14 protein-coding genes are annotated in these 14,146 nt (G+C 66.0%); 13 read left to right on the top strand and 1 reads right to left on the bottom strand.

The window, feature by feature from the left end:
• The first annotated feature begins 1 nt into the window (after position 1).
• The 13 genes from fdx (at position 2) to EA796_RS12340 (ending at position 12,092) form a co-directional block, all read left to right on the top strand.
• The gene (gene fdx / locus EA796_RS12400; RefSeq protein ID WP_122108831.1) at positions 2-343 is read left to right on the top strand and encodes an ISC system 2Fe-2S type ferredoxin; all 342 of its coding nucleotides are present in this window, start codon (positions 2-4) and stop codon (positions 341-343) included.
• A 13-nt stretch (positions 344-356) separates the two neighbouring features.
• On the top strand, positions 357-557 hold the full coding sequence (gene iscX / locus EA796_RS12395; RefSeq protein ID WP_021442757.1) for a Fe-S cluster assembly protein IscX: 201 nt from the start codon (positions 357-359) through the stop codon (positions 555-557).
• A gap of 100 nt (positions 558-657) precedes the next feature.
• A complete protein-coding gene (ndk, locus tag EA796_RS12390) occupies positions 658-1,089 on the top strand; it encodes a nucleoside-diphosphate kinase (RefSeq protein ID WP_017675177.1) in 432 nt (143 codons plus the stop codon).
• 28 nt (positions 1,090-1,117) lie between these two features.
• Positions 1,118-2,266: a 23S rRNA (adenine(2503)-C(2))-methyltransferase RlmN gene (gene rlmN, locus EA796_RS12385; protein ID WP_122108830.1), complete on the top strand. Its 1,149-nt coding sequence runs from the start codon at positions 1,118-1,120 to the stop codon at positions 2,264-2,266.
• Positions 2,267-2,279: 13 nt separating this feature from the next.
• Positions 2,280-3,041 (top strand): type IV pilus biogenesis/stability protein PilW, encoded by a 762-nt coding sequence (gene pilW, locus EA796_RS12380; RefSeq protein ID WP_122108829.1) that lies wholly within the window; start codon positions 2,280-2,282, stop codon positions 3,039-3,041.
• Positions 3,038-4,084: a RodZ domain-containing protein gene (locus tag EA796_RS12375; RefSeq protein WP_122108828.1), complete on the top strand. Its 1,047-nt coding sequence runs from the start codon at positions 3,038-3,040 to the stop codon at positions 4,082-4,084. Before pilW ends, EA796_RS12375 begins: the two co-directional genes overlap by 4 nt.
• A gap of 2 nt (positions 4,085-4,086) precedes the next feature.
• Positions 4,087-5,199 (top strand): flavodoxin-dependent (E)-4-hydroxy-3-methylbut-2-enyl-diphosphate synthase, encoded by a 1,113-nt coding sequence (gene ispG / locus EA796_RS12370; protein WP_021441919.1) that lies wholly within the window; start codon positions 4,087-4,089, stop codon positions 5,197-5,199.
• A 20-nt stretch (positions 5,200-5,219) separates the two neighbouring features.
• A complete protein-coding gene (gene hisS, locus EA796_RS12365; RefSeq protein WP_122108827.1) occupies positions 5,220-6,500 on the top strand; it encodes a histidine--tRNA ligase in 1,281 nt (426 codons plus the stop codon).
• Positions 6,501-6,552: 52 nt separating this feature from the next.
• Positions 6,553-7,197: a tetratricopeptide repeat protein gene (locus EA796_RS12360; RefSeq protein ID WP_178082559.1), complete on the top strand. Its 645-nt coding sequence runs from the start codon at positions 6,553-6,555 to the stop codon at positions 7,195-7,197.
• On the top strand, positions 7,190-8,341 hold the full coding sequence (gene bamB, locus EA796_RS12355) for an outer membrane protein assembly factor BamB (RefSeq protein WP_122108825.1): 1,152 nt from the start codon (positions 7,190-7,192) through the stop codon (positions 8,339-8,341). The genes EA796_RS12360 and bamB overlap by 8 nt, the downstream gene beginning before the upstream one ends.
• Before the next feature lie 103 nt (positions 8,342-8,444).
• On the top strand, positions 8,445-9,920 hold the full coding sequence (der, locus tag EA796_RS12350) for a ribosome biogenesis GTPase Der (RefSeq protein WP_031302559.1): 1,476 nt from the start codon (positions 8,445-8,447) through the stop codon (positions 9,918-9,920).
• A gap of 140 nt (positions 9,921-10,060) precedes the next feature.
• Positions 10,061-11,209, top strand: a complete 1,149-nt coding sequence (locus EA796_RS12345; RefSeq protein WP_122108824.1) for a pyridoxal phosphate-dependent aminotransferase — start codon at positions 10,061-10,063, stop codon at positions 11,207-11,209.
• A gap of 100 nt (positions 11,210-11,309) precedes the next feature.
• A complete protein-coding gene (locus EA796_RS12340; protein ID WP_122108823.1) occupies positions 11,310-12,092 on the top strand; it encodes an amidohydrolase in 783 nt (260 codons plus the stop codon).
• A gap of 119 nt (positions 12,093-12,211) precedes the next feature.
• Here the strand turns inward: EA796_RS12340 and leuA are convergent, their stop codons facing one another.
• The gene (gene leuA, locus EA796_RS12335) at positions 12,212-13,882 is read right to left on the bottom strand and encodes a 2-isopropylmalate synthase (RefSeq protein WP_122108822.1); all 1,671 of its coding nucleotides are present in this window, start codon (positions 13,880-13,882) and stop codon (positions 12,212-12,214) included.
• Between the last annotated feature and the right edge of the window lie 264 nt (positions 13,883-14,146).

Genomic DNA, 14,146 nt, shown 5'->3' with positions numbered 1-14,146 from the left:
GATGCCGCAGGTCATTTTTCTGCCCCACGAGCGGTTCTGCCCGGAAGGCATGGTGGTCGAGGCGGAGCCCGGCGTTTCCATCCTGGAGTTGGCGCACCAGCACCATATCGAGATGGAGAGCGCCTGCGGCGGCGTGTGCGCCTGCACCACCTGCCATTGCATCGTGCGCGAGGGCTTCGATTCGCTGAACGAGGCCGATGAGCTGGAAGAGGATTACCTGGACAAGGCCTGGGGGCTGGAGGCGCAGTCGCGTCTGGCCTGTCAGGCGCGAGTCGGCGAGGAAGACCTCACCATCGAGATTCCCAAGTATTCGCTCAATCACGCGGCCGAAGCGCCGCATTGATCAGGAAAACAGCATGAGTCTGAAGTGGACCGATGTGCTGGAAATCGCCATCCAGCTCAGTGAACGCAAGGCGGATGTCGATCCGCGCTACGTGAATTTCGTCGATCTGCATCGTTGGGTGCTGGAGTTGCCGGATTTCGCCGACGACCCGCAGCGCGGCGGCGAGAAGGTGCTCGAAGCCATTCAGGCGGCCTGGATCGAAGAACTCGACTGAAACAGGTGCTCATGGCGCCCGCCCTACGCTTTTAACCGGAACCCGCGTATAATTCGCGGGTTTAATTTTTCGCTTTAACCCTAAGTTTCTGGAGCTTCACATGGCCGTTCAACGTACTTTCTCCATCATCAAGCCTGACGCCGTCGCCAAGAACGTCATCGGTGAAATCACCACCCGTTTCGAAAAGGCCGGCCTGCGCGTCGTCGCGTCGAAGATGGTGCAGCTGTCCGAGCGCGAGGCCGCTGGCTTCTATGCCGAGCACAGCGAGCGCGGCTTCTTCAAGGACCTGGTTGCCTTCATGACCTCCGGTCCGGTCATCGTGCAGGTGCTGGAAGGCGAGAACGCCGTTGCCAAGAACCGCGAGCTGATGGGCGCCACCAACCCGAAGGAAGCCGCTGCCGGCACCATCCGCGCCGACTTCGCCGTGTCCATCGACGAGAACGCCGTACACGGTTCCGACTCCGAGGCTTCGGCTGCGCGCGAGATCGCCTACTTCTTCTCCGCCACCGAGCTGTGCGCGCGCATTCGCTGATCACGGCGAAAGATGCGAGGGTGAAGCCATGACCAATACCACCGGCAAGATCAACCTGCTGGGCCTGACCCAGCCGGAAATGGAACAGTTCTTCGAGTCCATCGGCGAGAAGCGCTTTCGTGCCGGCCAGGTAATGAAGTGGATTCACCACTTTGGCGTCGATGATTTCGCCGCCATGAGCAATGTCGGCAAGGCCTTGCGCGAGAAGCTCGAGGCCTCTGCCGAGATTCGCGGCCCGGAAGTGGTCAGCGAAAATATTTCCGCCGATGGCACGCGCAAGTGGGTGGTGCGCGTGGCGTCGGGCAGCTGCGTGGAAACCGTGTACATCCCGCAGAACGGCCGCGGCACCCTGTGCGTGTCGTCGCAGGCCGGTTGCGCCCTGGACTGCAGCTTCTGCTCCACCGGCAAACAGGGTTTCAACAGCGACCTGACCAGCGCCGAGATCATCGGCCAGGTGTGGATCGCCAACAAATCCTTCGGCAGCGTGCCCGCGAAGATCGATCGCGCCATCACCAACGTGGTGATGATGGGCATGGGCGAGCCGCTGCTGAACTTCGACAACGTCGTTTCCGCCATGCAGATCATGATGGACGACCTCGGCTACGGCATCTCCAAGCGCAAGGTGACCCTGTCCACCTCGGGCGTGGTGCCGATGATCGACAAGCTGGCCGAGGTGATCGACGTGTCCCTGGCCCTGTCGCTGCACGCACCCAACGACGAGCTGCGCAACCAGCTGGTGCCGATCAACAAGAAGTACCCGCTGGACGTGCTGCTGGCGGCCTGCAAGCGTTACGTCGCCAGGCTCGGCGAGAAGCGTGTGCTGACCATCGAGTACACCCTGCTCAAGGGCGTCAACGATCAGCCCGAGCATGCTGAGCAGATGGTCGCACTTCTGGCCGATGTGCCTTGCAAGATCAACCTGATTCCGTTTAATCCCTTCCCCTTCTCGGGTTACGAGCGGCCGAGCAACAACGCCATCCGCCGTTTCCAGGACCTGCTGCACAAGGCCGGGCACAACGTCACCGTGCGCACCACGCGCGGCGACGATATCGACGCCGCCTGTGGCCAGCTGGTTGGCCAGGTCATGGACCGTACCCGTCGCAGCGAGCGCTATATTGCCGTGCGCCAACTGGGCAGCGAGGCGCAAGAGCCTCGCCCCGCCGCCAATCGAAGCTGAAGAGAGGATGCCCATGACCCTGCGCCCTGCGCTGTTATTGCTAGTTGCTAGTCTGCTTGGCGGTTGTGTGACCACGGGGGATGTCGACCCCATGCGTACGGCGAAGGGGCGCGACGAGGCGCGCGATGCTTATGTGCAACTGGGTATTGCCTATATTCAGCAGGGCGACACTCAGCGCGCCAAGGTGCCGCTGAAGAACGCGCTGGACCTGGATTCGTCCAATGCCGACGCGCATGCCGCGCTGGCCATGGCCTTCCAGCTGGAAATGGAGCCGCAGCTGGCCGATGAGCATTTTCGCAAGGCCCTGTCGCAGCGACCCAAGGATGCGCGCCTGCTGAACAACTACGGCGGTTTCCTGTTCGAGCAGAAGCGCTATCAGGACGCCATGAACACCTATCTCAAGGCGGCCGAAGACAATCTCTACCCCGAGCGCTCGAGGGTATTCGAGAATCTCGGGCTGACCGCCCTGCAGCTGGGGCAGCGCGAACAGGCCAAGGAACATTTCCAGCGCGCCTTGCGCCTCAGCAGCCGGCAGCCGCGGGCTTTGCTGGAGATGGCCATGCTTTCCTACGAGGACAAGGCCTATGTGCCGGCGCGCGGTTATTACCAGTCCTTCAGCGAAATGTCGCCGCAGAACGCCCGCAGCCTATTGCTCGGTGCGCGTCTGGCGGAGGTCTTCGAGGATCGGGACACGGCCGCCAGCCTGGGCCTGCAACTGCGCCGGTTGTATCCGGCGTCTCAGGAATATCAGCAATACGTTTCGGGGCAACAATGAAAGCGGCGCATAGCGAAGTCACCCAGCCGATGCCGAACAATCCGGGCGAGAGCCTGCGTCAGGCCCGCGAGATCAAGGGCTGGAGCGTCGCCGAGGTGGCGGGGCAGCTCAACCTGACACCACAACGTCTTAGTCAGCTCGAGGCGGGCGCCTTCGACAAGCTGCCGGGCACCACCTTCGCCCGCGGTTATATCCGCGCCTATGCCAAGCTGCTGGAGCTGGACCAGAACCGTCTGGTGCTGGAGTTCGACCAGTTCACCGGCACCGATGCCAGCGGCAGCAGCGTGCACAGCCTCGGGCGCATCGAGGAGCCGGCGCGCTACTCGCAAAGCATTCTGCGTCTGGTCAGTTTCCTGCTGCTGCTGGCCCTGATCGGCGCCGGTTTCCTCTGGTGGCAGGAGCAGGGGCGTCCCGCGCCGGATCTGGCCGGCCTGGGGCTCGAACAGGTGGAAGTGGACGGCGCCGATGGCACCACCCAGGTGCACTCGCTGGCCGAGCCGGAAGACCAGGCGGTGGTGGCCGCCCAGGGCGGCGAGCCGACCAGCCCGCTGCTGTTGCCGGTCGAGCCGAGCGAAGCCGTGGACGGCGCGGCCGACAGCGCTGCCGAGCAGGCGGCCGCCGAGCCCGCCGCGAGCGAGTCCAGCGTTACCGTGCCGGTGCCGAGCCAGTCCGTGCCTGCGCCAGAACCTGCGCCCAGCGAGCCGAGCAGCCCTGCTAGCGTTGCTCCGGTTGCTCCGGTTGCTCCGGTTGCTCCGGCGCCGGCTGCTGCGGAGCCGGCCGCGCCGGTTGCGCTGGCCGCCGGGCAGGGCGCGCTCAGCGTGCAGTTCAGCGCCGATTGCTGGACCCAGGTCACCGATGCCGACGGCAAGGTGCTGGTCAGCGCACTCAAACGCAGCGGCGAGCGCATCGAGCTGACCGGCAAGGCGCCCATGGAGCTGCGCCTGGGCTTCGCCCGTGGCGCCCAGGTCAGTTACAACGGCGAGGCGGTCGACGTTTCGCCCTTCATCACGGGCGAGACCGCGCGCCTGAAGCTGGGGTTGTAAGCATGCATTGCGAATCGCCGATCAAGCGCCGACTGTCGCGCAAGATCTGGGTCGGCTCGGTACCGGTGGGCGGCGATGCGCCGATCGCGGTGCAGAGCATGACCAACACCGACACCAACGACGTGGCCGCCACCGTGGCGCAGATCCGTCGCCTGGAAGACGCTGGCGCCGACATCGTGCGCGTCTCGGTGCCGGACATGGACGCCGCCGAGGCCTTCGGCAAGATCAAGCAGCAGGTGCGTGTGCCGCTGGTTGCCGACATTCATTTCGACTACCAGATCGCCCTGCGGGTGGCCGAGCTGGGCGTCGACTGCCTGCGCATCAATCCGGGCAATATCGGTCGCGAGGATCGGGTCAGGGCGGTGGTCGAGGCTGCCCGCGACAAGGGCATCCCGATCCGCATCGGGGTCAACGCCGGCTCGCTGGAAAAGGACCTGCAAAAGAAATACGGCGAACCCACCCCCGAGGCGCTGGTGGAATCCGCACTGCGCCATGTCGAGCACCTGGATCGGCTGAACTTCCCCGACTTCAAGGTCAGCGTGAAGGCCAGCGACGTGTTCATGGCCGTCGCCGCCTATCGGCTGTTGGCCCAGCAGATCGAGCAGCCGCTGCACCTGGGCATCACCGAGGCCGGCGGTCTGCGCTCCGGTACGGTGAAGTCGGCCGTGGGCCTGGGCATGCTGTTGGCCGAGGGCATCGGCGACACCATCCGCATCTCCCTGGCCGCCGATCCGGTGGAGGAGATCAAGGTCGGATTCGACATCCTCAAGTCGCTGCGCCTGCGCTCGCGTGGGATCAACTTCATCGCCTGCCCGAGCTGCTCGCGGCAGAACTTCGATGTGGTCAAGACCATGAACGAGCTGGAAAGTCGCGTCGAGGACCTGCTGGTGCCGCTGGATGTGGCGGTGATCGGTTGCGTGGTCAACGGTCCCGGCGAAGCCAAGGAGGCGCATATCGGCCTGACCGGCGGTACGCCGAATAACCTGGTCTATATCGACGGCAAGCCCGCCTCGAAACTGACCAACGACAACCTGGTGGATGAGCTGGAACGGCTCATTCGCGACAAGGCGGCCGAGAAGGCCGCCGCCGATGCGGCCGTGATCGTCCGCGGCTGACGCGGCGTTAAGGATTTCCTGTGAGCAAGACCCTGCAAGCCATTCGTGGCATGAACGACATCCTGCCCGAGCAGACCCCGCTCTGGCGCTACTTCGAAGGCCGCGTGGCGAGCCTGCTGGACGGCTACGGCTACCGCCAGATCCGCATGCCCATCGTCGAGTTCACCGAGCTGTTCAAGCGCTCCATCGGTGAGGTCACCGATATCGTCGAGAAGGAGATGTACACCTTCGAGGACCGTAACGGCGACTCCCTGACCCTGCGTCCGGAAGGCACCGCGGCCTGCGTGCGCGCCGTGCTCGAGCATGGCCTGGCCGGTGGCGGACAGACCCAGAAGCTCTGGTACATCGGCCCGATGTTTCGCCACGAGCGCCCGCAGAAGGGGCGCTACCGGCAGTTCCACCAGATCGGCGTGGAGGTCTTCAATATCGACGGCCCGGACATCGATGCCGAGCTGATCGTGCTCACCTGGCGCCTGTGGGGCCTGCTCGGCATCCGCGACGCGGTGACCCTGGAACTCAACAGCCTGGGCACCAGCGAGGCGCGCGCACGTTACCGCGAGGCCCTGGTCGATTACCTTTCGGCACGTGCCGAGCGGCTCGACGAGGACAGCCGCCGCCGTCTGGCCAGCAATCCGCTGCGCATCCTCGATTCCAAGGTGGCCGAGACCCAGGCCCTGCTGGTCGACGCACCGAAGCTGGCGGACTACCTGGACGAGGAATCGCGCGTGCATTTCGAGGGGCTGAAGGCCCGTCTCGACGCCGCCGGCATTCCCTACGTGATCAATCCCAAGCTGGTGCGCGGCCTCGATTACTACAGCAAGACCGTGTTCGAGTGGGTCACCGACAAGCTCGGCGCCCAGGGCACCGTCTGCGCCGGCGGCCGCTACGACGGCCTGGTCGAGCAGATGGGCGGCAAGCCGACGCCGGGCGTGGGCTTCGCCATGGGCATCGAGCGTCTGGTGCTGCTGATCGAGACCCTGGACCAGGTGCCGGCGGAGATTGCCCGCCAGGTCGACCTATACCTGTGCGCCTTCGGCGAGCCGGCCGAACTGGCCGCCCTGGCCCTGGCCGAGCGCCTGCGTGATCAGTTGCCGGGGCTGCGTCTGCAGCTCAACGCCGGCGGCGGCAGCTTCAAGAGCCAGTTGAAGAAGGCCGACAAGAGCGGCGCGCTGTACGCCCTGGTCATGGGTGAAGACGAACTGGCCCGGCAAGTGGTAGGTTGCAAGCCGCTGCGCGACGACAGCGAACAACAGAACATTGCCTGGGCGGCCCTGGCCGAACACCTGGCAGCCCGTATTTAACAGGTAGTTTTCTCAACGACCTGTCATGGGGTCGAGCGATAGGAGTATTGGGGTGGTTTCGCGTACCGATGAAGAAGAGCTGGCGGTCATCAAGGACTGGTGGCAGCGCAACGGCAAACCCTTGCTGACCGGCGGCGTGCTGGCCCTGGTGGTGGTGTTCGGCTGGCAGGGCTGGCAGAAGTACCAGAGCAACCAGGCGCAGGGCGCCTCGTTGATCTACCAGCAACTGCTGGAGACCGCGCTGAACCCGGCTGGCGAGCCCGACGCGGCGAAGGTCGCCGAGCTGGCCGGCAAGCTCAACAACGAATATGCCGGCAGCCACTACGCGCAGTACGGCAGCCTGTTCGTCGCCAAGGTGGCGGTCGAGGCGGGCAAGCTGGACGACGCCGCGGCGGCGCTGCAGGGCGTGCTCGACAAGCCGGCCGATGCCACCCTGGGCGAACTGGCGCGGCAGCGCCTGGCCCGTGTGCTGGCCGCGCAGGACAAGGCCGAGGAGGCCCTGGCGCTGCTCGCCGGCGAAGCCGATACGGCCTTCCTGGCCAGCCGCGAAGAGCTCAGGGGCGACCTGCTGGTGCAGCTGGGGCGTACCGACGAGGCGCATGCCGCCTACCAGAAGGCCAAGGCGGCCCTGGCCGAGGACGCCGCCGTCGGTGGCCTGCAGATGAAGCTGGACGACCTGGCAAAAGGGGATGCGTGACGTGATGCGTTGGAAGAATGCCGCACTGCTGGCCCTGGCCGTACTGGCCGTGGGTTGCAGCAGCAATAGCAAGAAGGAACTGCCGCCGGCCGAACTGACCAAGTTCGACGAGGAAGTCGAACTGCGCACCGAGTGGAGCCGCTCCATTGGCGAAGGCCAGGGCGAGACCTTCAACATGCTGGTGCCGGCCATCGACGGCGAGGTGATCTACGCCGCCGACGTCGAAGGCCTGGTGATGGCCCTGGACCGCATGAGCGGCAAGGTGATCTGGCGCAAGAAACTGGACATTCCGGTATCCGGCGCGGTCGGCGCCGGCTACGGCCAGGTGCTGCTGGGCACGCTGAAGGGCGAGGTGATCGCCCTGGATGCCAGCTCCGGCGAGGAGCAGTGGCGTTCGCGGGTGACCAGCGAAGTGCTGGCCGCCCCGGCGAGCAACGGCGACGTGGTCGTGGTGCAGACCCAGGACGACCGCCTGATCGCCTTCGACGCCGATACCGGCAGCCAGCGCTGGATCTTCGAGAACACCCCGGCGGTGCTGACCCTGCGCGGCACCGGCAGCCCGTTGGTGACCAACCGCCTGGTGGTGGCCGGTCTGTCCAGCGGCAAGGTGATCGCGGTGGATGCCCAGCGCGGCCTGCCGGTGTGGGAGCAGCGCGTGGCCATTCCCCAGGGCCGTTCCGAGCTGGAGCGGGTGGTGGATATCGACGGCGGCCTGCTGCAGTCCGGCGGCACCGTCTATGCCGTGAGCTACCAGGGCCGCGTCGCCGCACTCGACCTGGAGAGCGGCCGCATACTCTGGCAGCGCGAGGCGTCCAGTTCGGTGAACGTGGCGCAGGGCTTCGGCAACGTCTACGTCAGCCTGGCCAACGGCACTGTGGAAGGCATCGACGAGCGCAGCGCCTCGGCGCTGTGGAGCAACGACGCCCTGGCCCGTCGCCAGCTGTCGGCGCCCGAGGTGTTCTCCAGCTACGTCGCGGTCGGTGACCTTGAAGGCTACCTGCACCTGCTGAGCCAGGTGGACGGCCGCTTCGTCGGTCGCGAGCGCATCGACAGCGCCGGCCTGCGCGCCCGTCCGCTGGTGGTGGGCGACTGGCTGTATGCCTTCGGTAACGGCGGCAAGCTGGTGGCGCTGACCATCAAGTGAACCGGCTATGCTGCCAGGTGATCCTGGCGGCAGCCTGAAACATTCCGGCCGCTGCCCGTGCAGCGGCCTTTGCATTTTATGAAATAACCTAGTGGAGAGCCTGATGGTTCCCGTAATAGCCCTGGTGGGCCGGCCCAATGTCGGCAAGTCCACGCTCTTCAACCGCCTGACCCGCAGCCGCGACGCCATAGTCGGCGACCTCTCCGGTCTGACCCGCGACCGCCAGTACGGCGAGGCGAAGTGGCAGGGGCGCACCTATATCGTGATCGACACCGGCGGTATCTCCGGTGACGAGGAAGGCATCGACGCGAAGATGGCCGAACAGTCGCTGCAGGCCATCGAAGAGGCCGATGCCGTGCTGTTCCTGGTGGACGCGCGCGCCGGCATGACCGCCTCCGACCAGATGATCGGTGAGCACCTGCGCCGGCGTAACAAGCAGAGCTTCCTGGTGGTGAACAAGGTCGACAACCTCGACGTCGACCTGGCCCGCGCCGAGTTCAGCCCCATGGGCCTGGGCGAGCCGCTGGCGATCGCCAGCGCCCATGGTCGCGGCATCACCCAGATGCTCGAAGCCGTGCTCGGCGCCTTCCCCAAGGATGCCGGCGAGCCGGAAGAGGGCGGCGAAGAGGAAGAGGTGCAGCAAGGCCAGGAGGCCAAGCGCATTCCCGGGCCGAGCGAGAAGGACGGCATCAAGCTGGCCATCATCGGCCGGCCCAACGTCGGCAAGTCGACCCTGGTCAACCGCATGCTCGGCGAGGAGCGGGTCATCGTCTACGACCAGGCCGGCACCACGCGCGACAGCATCTATATCCCCTTCGAGCGCGACGACGAGAAGTACACCCTGATCGACACCGCCGGCGTGCGCCGCCGCGGCAAGATCTTCGAGGCGGTGGAAAAGTTCTCGGTGGTCAAGACGCTGCAGGCGATTCAGGACTCCAACGTGGTGGTGTTCGTCATGGACGCCCGCGAAGGGGTGGTCGACCATGACCTCAACCTGCTCGGCTTCGTCCTGGAAAGCGGCCGCGCGCTGGTCATCGCCCTGAACAAGTGGGACGGCATGGACCAGGGGCAGAAGGATTACGTCAAGACCGAGCTGGAGCGCCGGCTGTTCTTCGTCGACTTCGCCGATATCCACTTCATCTCGGCGCTGCACGGCACCGGCGTCGGCCACCTGTACAAGTCGGTGCAGGCCTCGTTCCAGTCGGCCATCGCCCGCTGGCCGACCAGCCGCCTGACGCAGATTCTCGAGGATGCCGTCAGCGACCATGCGCCGCCCCTGGTCAACGGCCGCCGCATCAAGCTGCGCTATGCCCACCTCGGCGGCGCCAACCCGCCGCTGATCGTGATCCATGGCAACCAGGTCGACGCGGTGCCGCGCGCCTATACCCGTTACCTGGAGAACACCTACCGGCGCGTGCTCAAGCTGGTCGGCACGCCGATCCGCATCGAGTACAAGGGCGGCGAGAACCCCTACGAGGGCAACAAGAACACCCTCACCGACCGTCAGGTGAACAAGAAGCGCCGCCTGATGAGCCACCACAAGAAGGCCGAGAAGAAGCGCAAGGACAAGCGCAAGTAAGCGCCGCCGCCTTGCCCGCCGCCGCCTTGGCGGCGGGCAAGGCATAAGCTTCTTCCCGCTTTTCATAAGCCCTGCTGCTGCCCTTGGCACCGGGCATCGGCTATCCTCGCGGCTTGCTCAAGCCCCCGCAGGAAGTCGCGATGCTCGTCAGCAAACTGCCCAACGTCGGCACCACCATCTTCACCCGCATGTCCCAGCTCGCCGCGGACGTCGGCGCGCTCAACCTGTCCCAGGGCTTTCCCGACTTCGACGGCCCGCAGGCGCTGCGCGAGGCGGTGGCGCGCCATGTGCAGGAGGGGCGCAACCAGTACTGCCCGATGACCGGCCTGCCGGCGCTGCGTCAGCAGGTGGCGGCCAAGATCGCCCGCAGCTACGGCGTGCAGCGCGATGCCGACAGCGAGATCACCATCACCCCCGGCGCCACCGAGGCGATCTTCTGCGCGGTGCAGGCGCTGATCCATCCGGGCGACGAGGCCATCGTCCTCGACCCCTGCTACGACAGCTACGAGCCCTCGGTGGAGCTGGCCGGTGGGCGCTGCGTGCACGTGCCGCTGGCCTTGCCGGACTTCGCCGTGGACTGGCAGCGCCTGGCCGATGCCATCACCCCGCGCACCCGGCTGATCTTCCTTAACTCGCCGCACAATCCCAGCGGCGCGCTGCTCACCCGCGCCGACCTGGACCGCCTGGCCGCACTGATCCGCGGCCGCGACATCCATATCGTCAGCGACGAGGTCTACGAGCACCTGATCTACGACGGCGTGCGCCATGCCAGCGTGCTGGCCCATGAAGAACTGTACGCGCGCGCCTTCGTGGTCAGCTCCTTCGGCAAGACCTACCACGTCACCGGCTGGAAGACCGGCTACGTGGTGGCGCCGCCGGCGCTCACCGCCGAACTGCGCAAGATCCACCAGTACGTGAACTTCTGCGGGGTGACCCCGCTGCAGCACGCGCTGGCCGACTTTATGGCCGCCTGCCCCGAGCATGTCGAGCAGTTGCCGGCCTTCTACCAGGCCAAGCGCGACCTGTTCTGCGACCTGCTGGCCGCTTCGCGCTTCAGCTTCCGCCGCGCGCCCGGCACCTATTTCCAGCTGGTCGACTACTCGGCGATCCGCCCCGAGCTGGACGACGTGGCCATGGCCGAATGGCTGACCCGCGAGCACGGCGTGGCGGCGATTCCGGTATCGGTGTTCTACCAGAGCCCGCCGGCGGACCTGCGCCTGGTGCGCTTCTGCTTCGCCAAGCGCGAGGAGACCCTGCGCCAGGCCGCGGGAAAGCTCTGCGCGGTCTAGGCGGGCGTAGGGTGGGCATGGCCAAGCCTGGGACACCTGGCAATTGCAATGGCGGACAAGCCTTCGGGGCGTCCGCCGCCACGGCTATCGAGGCCTTGAGATGAACGACAAACCCGATCTCGCACTGGCGCTGGTCCAGACCCGCCTGGCCTGGCACGACCCGGCCGCCAACCGCGCGCATTTCCAGGCGCTGCTGGCGCAGGCGCGCGGCGCTGACCTGGTGATACTGCCGGAGATGTTCTCCACCGGCTTTTCCATGGATTCCGCCGCCCTGGCCGAACCCGAGGATGGCCCGACCACGAGCTGGCTGCGCGAACAGGCGCGTGCCCTCGGCGCGACGATCTGCGGCAGCCTGATCATCCAGGCCGCCGACGGCAGCTACCGCAACCGCCTGCTCTGGGCACGCCCGGACGGTTCGCTGGCGCACTACGACAAGCGCCACCTGTTCCGCATGGCCGGCGAACACAAGCATTACGCCGCCGGCACCGAGCAGGTGCTGCTGGAGCTCAAGGGCTGGCGGGTGCGTCCGCTGATCTGCTACGACCTGCGCTTTCCGGTGTGGAGCCGCGATGCCGGCGGCACCGACCTGCTGCTCTACACCGCCAACTGGCCGGCGGCGCGGCGCCTGCACTGGAACCGCCTGCTACCGGCGCGGGCCATCGAGAACCTGTGCTACGTCGCGGCGGTCAACCGCATCGGCGAGGACGGCAAGGGCCATGCCTATGCCGGTGACTCGCAGGTGCTGGATTTCCAGGGCGAGCCGCTGCTGGCGGCCGAGGCCGGCGACGGGGTGTTTCGCGTGACCCTCAATGCCGGCGAACTGGCCGCCTACCGCGAACGCTTCCCGGCGCATCTGGATGCCGACGATTTCGCACTCAAGTAGCCCGGATGCAATCCGGGAGCAGTGTGTTGACGTCCAGCGCCGCCCGGATTGCATCCGGGCTACTGGTAAGAAAAAACGCCGGGCAGTGCCCGGCGTTGTTCGTCTTGCTTCTGGCGCGATCAGGCCGCCTGTGCCTCGGCCTGGCTCAGGGCGCGGTTCAGCGCGCTGAACAGGGCGCGGAAGCTGGCGGTGGTCAGGTTCTCGTCGATGCCGATGCCGTGCAGGGCGCGGCCGCCATTGACGCGCAGCTCGATATAGGCCGCGGCCTTGGCGTTGGTGCCGGCGCCGATGGCGTGCTCGCTGTAGTCCATGATCTCCACGGCCACCGGCAGGCCGGCCACCAGGGCTTCCAGCGGGCCCTTGCCGATGCCGCGCCAGTGCTGGCTTTCGCCAGCGCTGAGCACTTCCACGTCGACCGCGCTGGTGCCGTTCTCTTCCTGCAGGCGGTGGCCTTTCAGGGCGTAGGGCGCGCTGGCCTGCAGGTACTCGGACTCCAGCAGCTGGTAGATCTGCGCCGCGGTCATTTCCAGGCCCAGGCGATCGGTCTCGCGCTGCACCACCTGGCTGAACTCGATCTGCATGCGCCGCGGCAGGTTGATGCCGTATTCCTGTTCGAGCAGGAAGGCGATACCGCCCTTGCCGGACTGGCTGTTGACGCGAATCACCGCCTCGTAGTCGCGGCCGATGTCGGCCGGGTCGATCGGCAGGTAGGGCACTTCCCATACGGCGTCATCTTTCTGCTGGGCGAAGCCCTTGCGGATGGCGTCCTGGTGCGAGCCGGAGAAGGCGGTGTGGACCAGGTCGCCGGCATAGGGGTGGCGCGGGTGCACCGGAATCTGGTTGCAGTCCTCGACCACCTTGCGCACCGCATCGATGTCGGAGAAGTCCAGCTGCGGATCGACGCCCTGGGTGTAGAGGTTCAATGCCAGGGTCACCAGACAGACGTTGCCGGTGCGCTCGCCGTTGCCGAACAGGCAGCCCTCGACGCGATCGGCGCCGGCCATCACCGCCAGCTCCGAGGCGGCGACGCCGGTGCCGCGGTCGTTATGGGTGTGCACGCTGATCAGCACGCTGTCGCGGCGATCGATATGGCGACCGAACCATTCGATCTGGTCGGCGTAGTTGTTCGGCGTGGCGCATTCGACGGTGGCCGGCAGGTTGAGGATCAGCTTGTTCGCCGGGGTCGGCTGGAACACCGCGATCACCGCGTTGCACACTTCGACGGCGAAATCGGTCTCGGTCGAGCTGAACACCTCGGGCGAATACTCGAAGCCCCACTGGGTCTCCGGCTGCGCGGCAGCCAGGCGCTTGATGGTCTGGCCGGCGGCCACGGCGATGGCCTTGACCCCGGCCTTGTCCTGGTTGAAGACGATCTTGCGAAAGCTCGGCGCGCAGGCGTTGTAGTAGTGGACGATGGCGCGCTTGGCGCCCTTGAGCGACTCGAAGGTGCGTTCGATAAGGTCGTCGCGCGCCTGGGTCAGCACCTGGATGGTGACGTCGTCGGGAATATGGCCGCCCTCAATGAGTTCCCGCACGAAGTCGAAGTCGGTCTGCGAGGCGGAGGGGAAGCCCACTTCGATTTCCTTCAGGCCCACGCCCACCAGGCACTTGAAGAAGCGCATCTTCTTCTCGGCATCCATCGGCTCGATCAGCGACTGGTTGCCGTCGCGCAGGTCGGTGGACAGCCAGATCGGCGCGCGGTCGATGATCTTGTCCGGCCAGGTGCGGTCGGGCAACTGGATCTGGGTGAAGGGGCGGTACTTCTGCGACGGGTCTTTGAGCATGGTCATGGCGAAATCCTTGGAGCGGCAGCGAAAGGGGGGGCGGCGAGCGGATTCAGCCACGCAGTCGCGGGCTGACCAGACGCAGGCAGGCGTGCTGTCGCTGGAGAATGAGGGTATGGGCGTCGTTCATGAGGCCAACCCTAATGCGCGAGGGTAAAGATGGCAAGCTGGCTGTGAAAAACGCCGTTTCGTTGCGTACGGCATGGGATGGCGAGATTTTATTGCCGGTATCTGGCGTTATTGCGTGAGGTATTGCCTGGCGAGATATCC

The sequence above is a fragment of the Pseudomonas sp. AOB-7 genome, from assembly GCF_003696305.1.
Classification (GTDB): Bacteria; Pseudomonadota; Gammaproteobacteria; order Pseudomonadales; family Pseudomonadaceae; genus Aquipseudomonas.
The sequence above is the reverse complement of the archived record's forward strand: the minus strand, read 5'-3'. Positions and strand labels throughout refer to the sequence as shown.

Bases quoted from the DNA above. Each gene is read 5' to 3' on its own strand.
- EA796_RS12375 (WP_122108828.1), top strand. From the start codon at position 3,038: ATGAAAGCGGCGCATAGCGAAGTCACCCAGCCGATGCCGAACAATCCG.
- der (WP_031302559.1), top strand. From the start codon at position 8,445: ATGGTTCCCGTAATAGCCCTGGTGGGCCGGCCCAATGTCGGCAAGTCC.
- leuA (WP_122108822.1), bottom strand. From the start codon at position 13,882: ATGACCATGCTCAAAGACCCGTCGCAGAAGTACCGCCCCTTCACCCAG.
- ndk (WP_017675177.1), top strand. From the start codon at position 658: ATGGCCGTTCAACGTACTTTCTCCATCATCAAGCCTGACGCCGTCGCC.
- EA796_RS12340 (WP_122108823.1), top strand. From the start codon at position 11,310: ATGAACGACAAACCCGATCTCGCACTGGCGCTGGTCCAGACCCGCCTG.
- pilW (WP_122108829.1), top strand. From the start codon at position 2,280: ATGACCCTGCGCCCTGCGCTGTTATTGCTAGTTGCTAGTCTGCTTGGC.
- rlmN (WP_122108830.1), top strand. From the start codon at position 1,118: ATGACCAATACCACCGGCAAGATCAACCTGCTGGGCCTGACCCAGCCG.
- EA796_RS12345 (WP_122108824.1), top strand. From the start codon at position 10,061: ATGCTCGTCAGCAAACTGCCCAACGTCGGCACCACCATCTTCACCCGC.
- ispG (WP_021441919.1), top strand. From the start codon at position 4,087: ATGCATTGCGAATCGCCGATCAAGCGCCGACTGTCGCGCAAGATCTGG.
- bamB (WP_122108825.1), top strand. From the start codon at position 7,190: ATGCGTGACGTGATGCGTTGGAAGAATGCCGCACTGCTGGCCCTGGCC.
- iscX (WP_021442757.1), top strand. From the start codon at position 357: ATGAGTCTGAAGTGGACCGATGTGCTGGAAATCGCCATCCAGCTCAGT.
- fdx (WP_122108831.1), top strand. From the start codon at position 2: ATGCCGCAGGTCATTTTTCTGCCCCACGAGCGGTTCTGCCCGGAAGGC.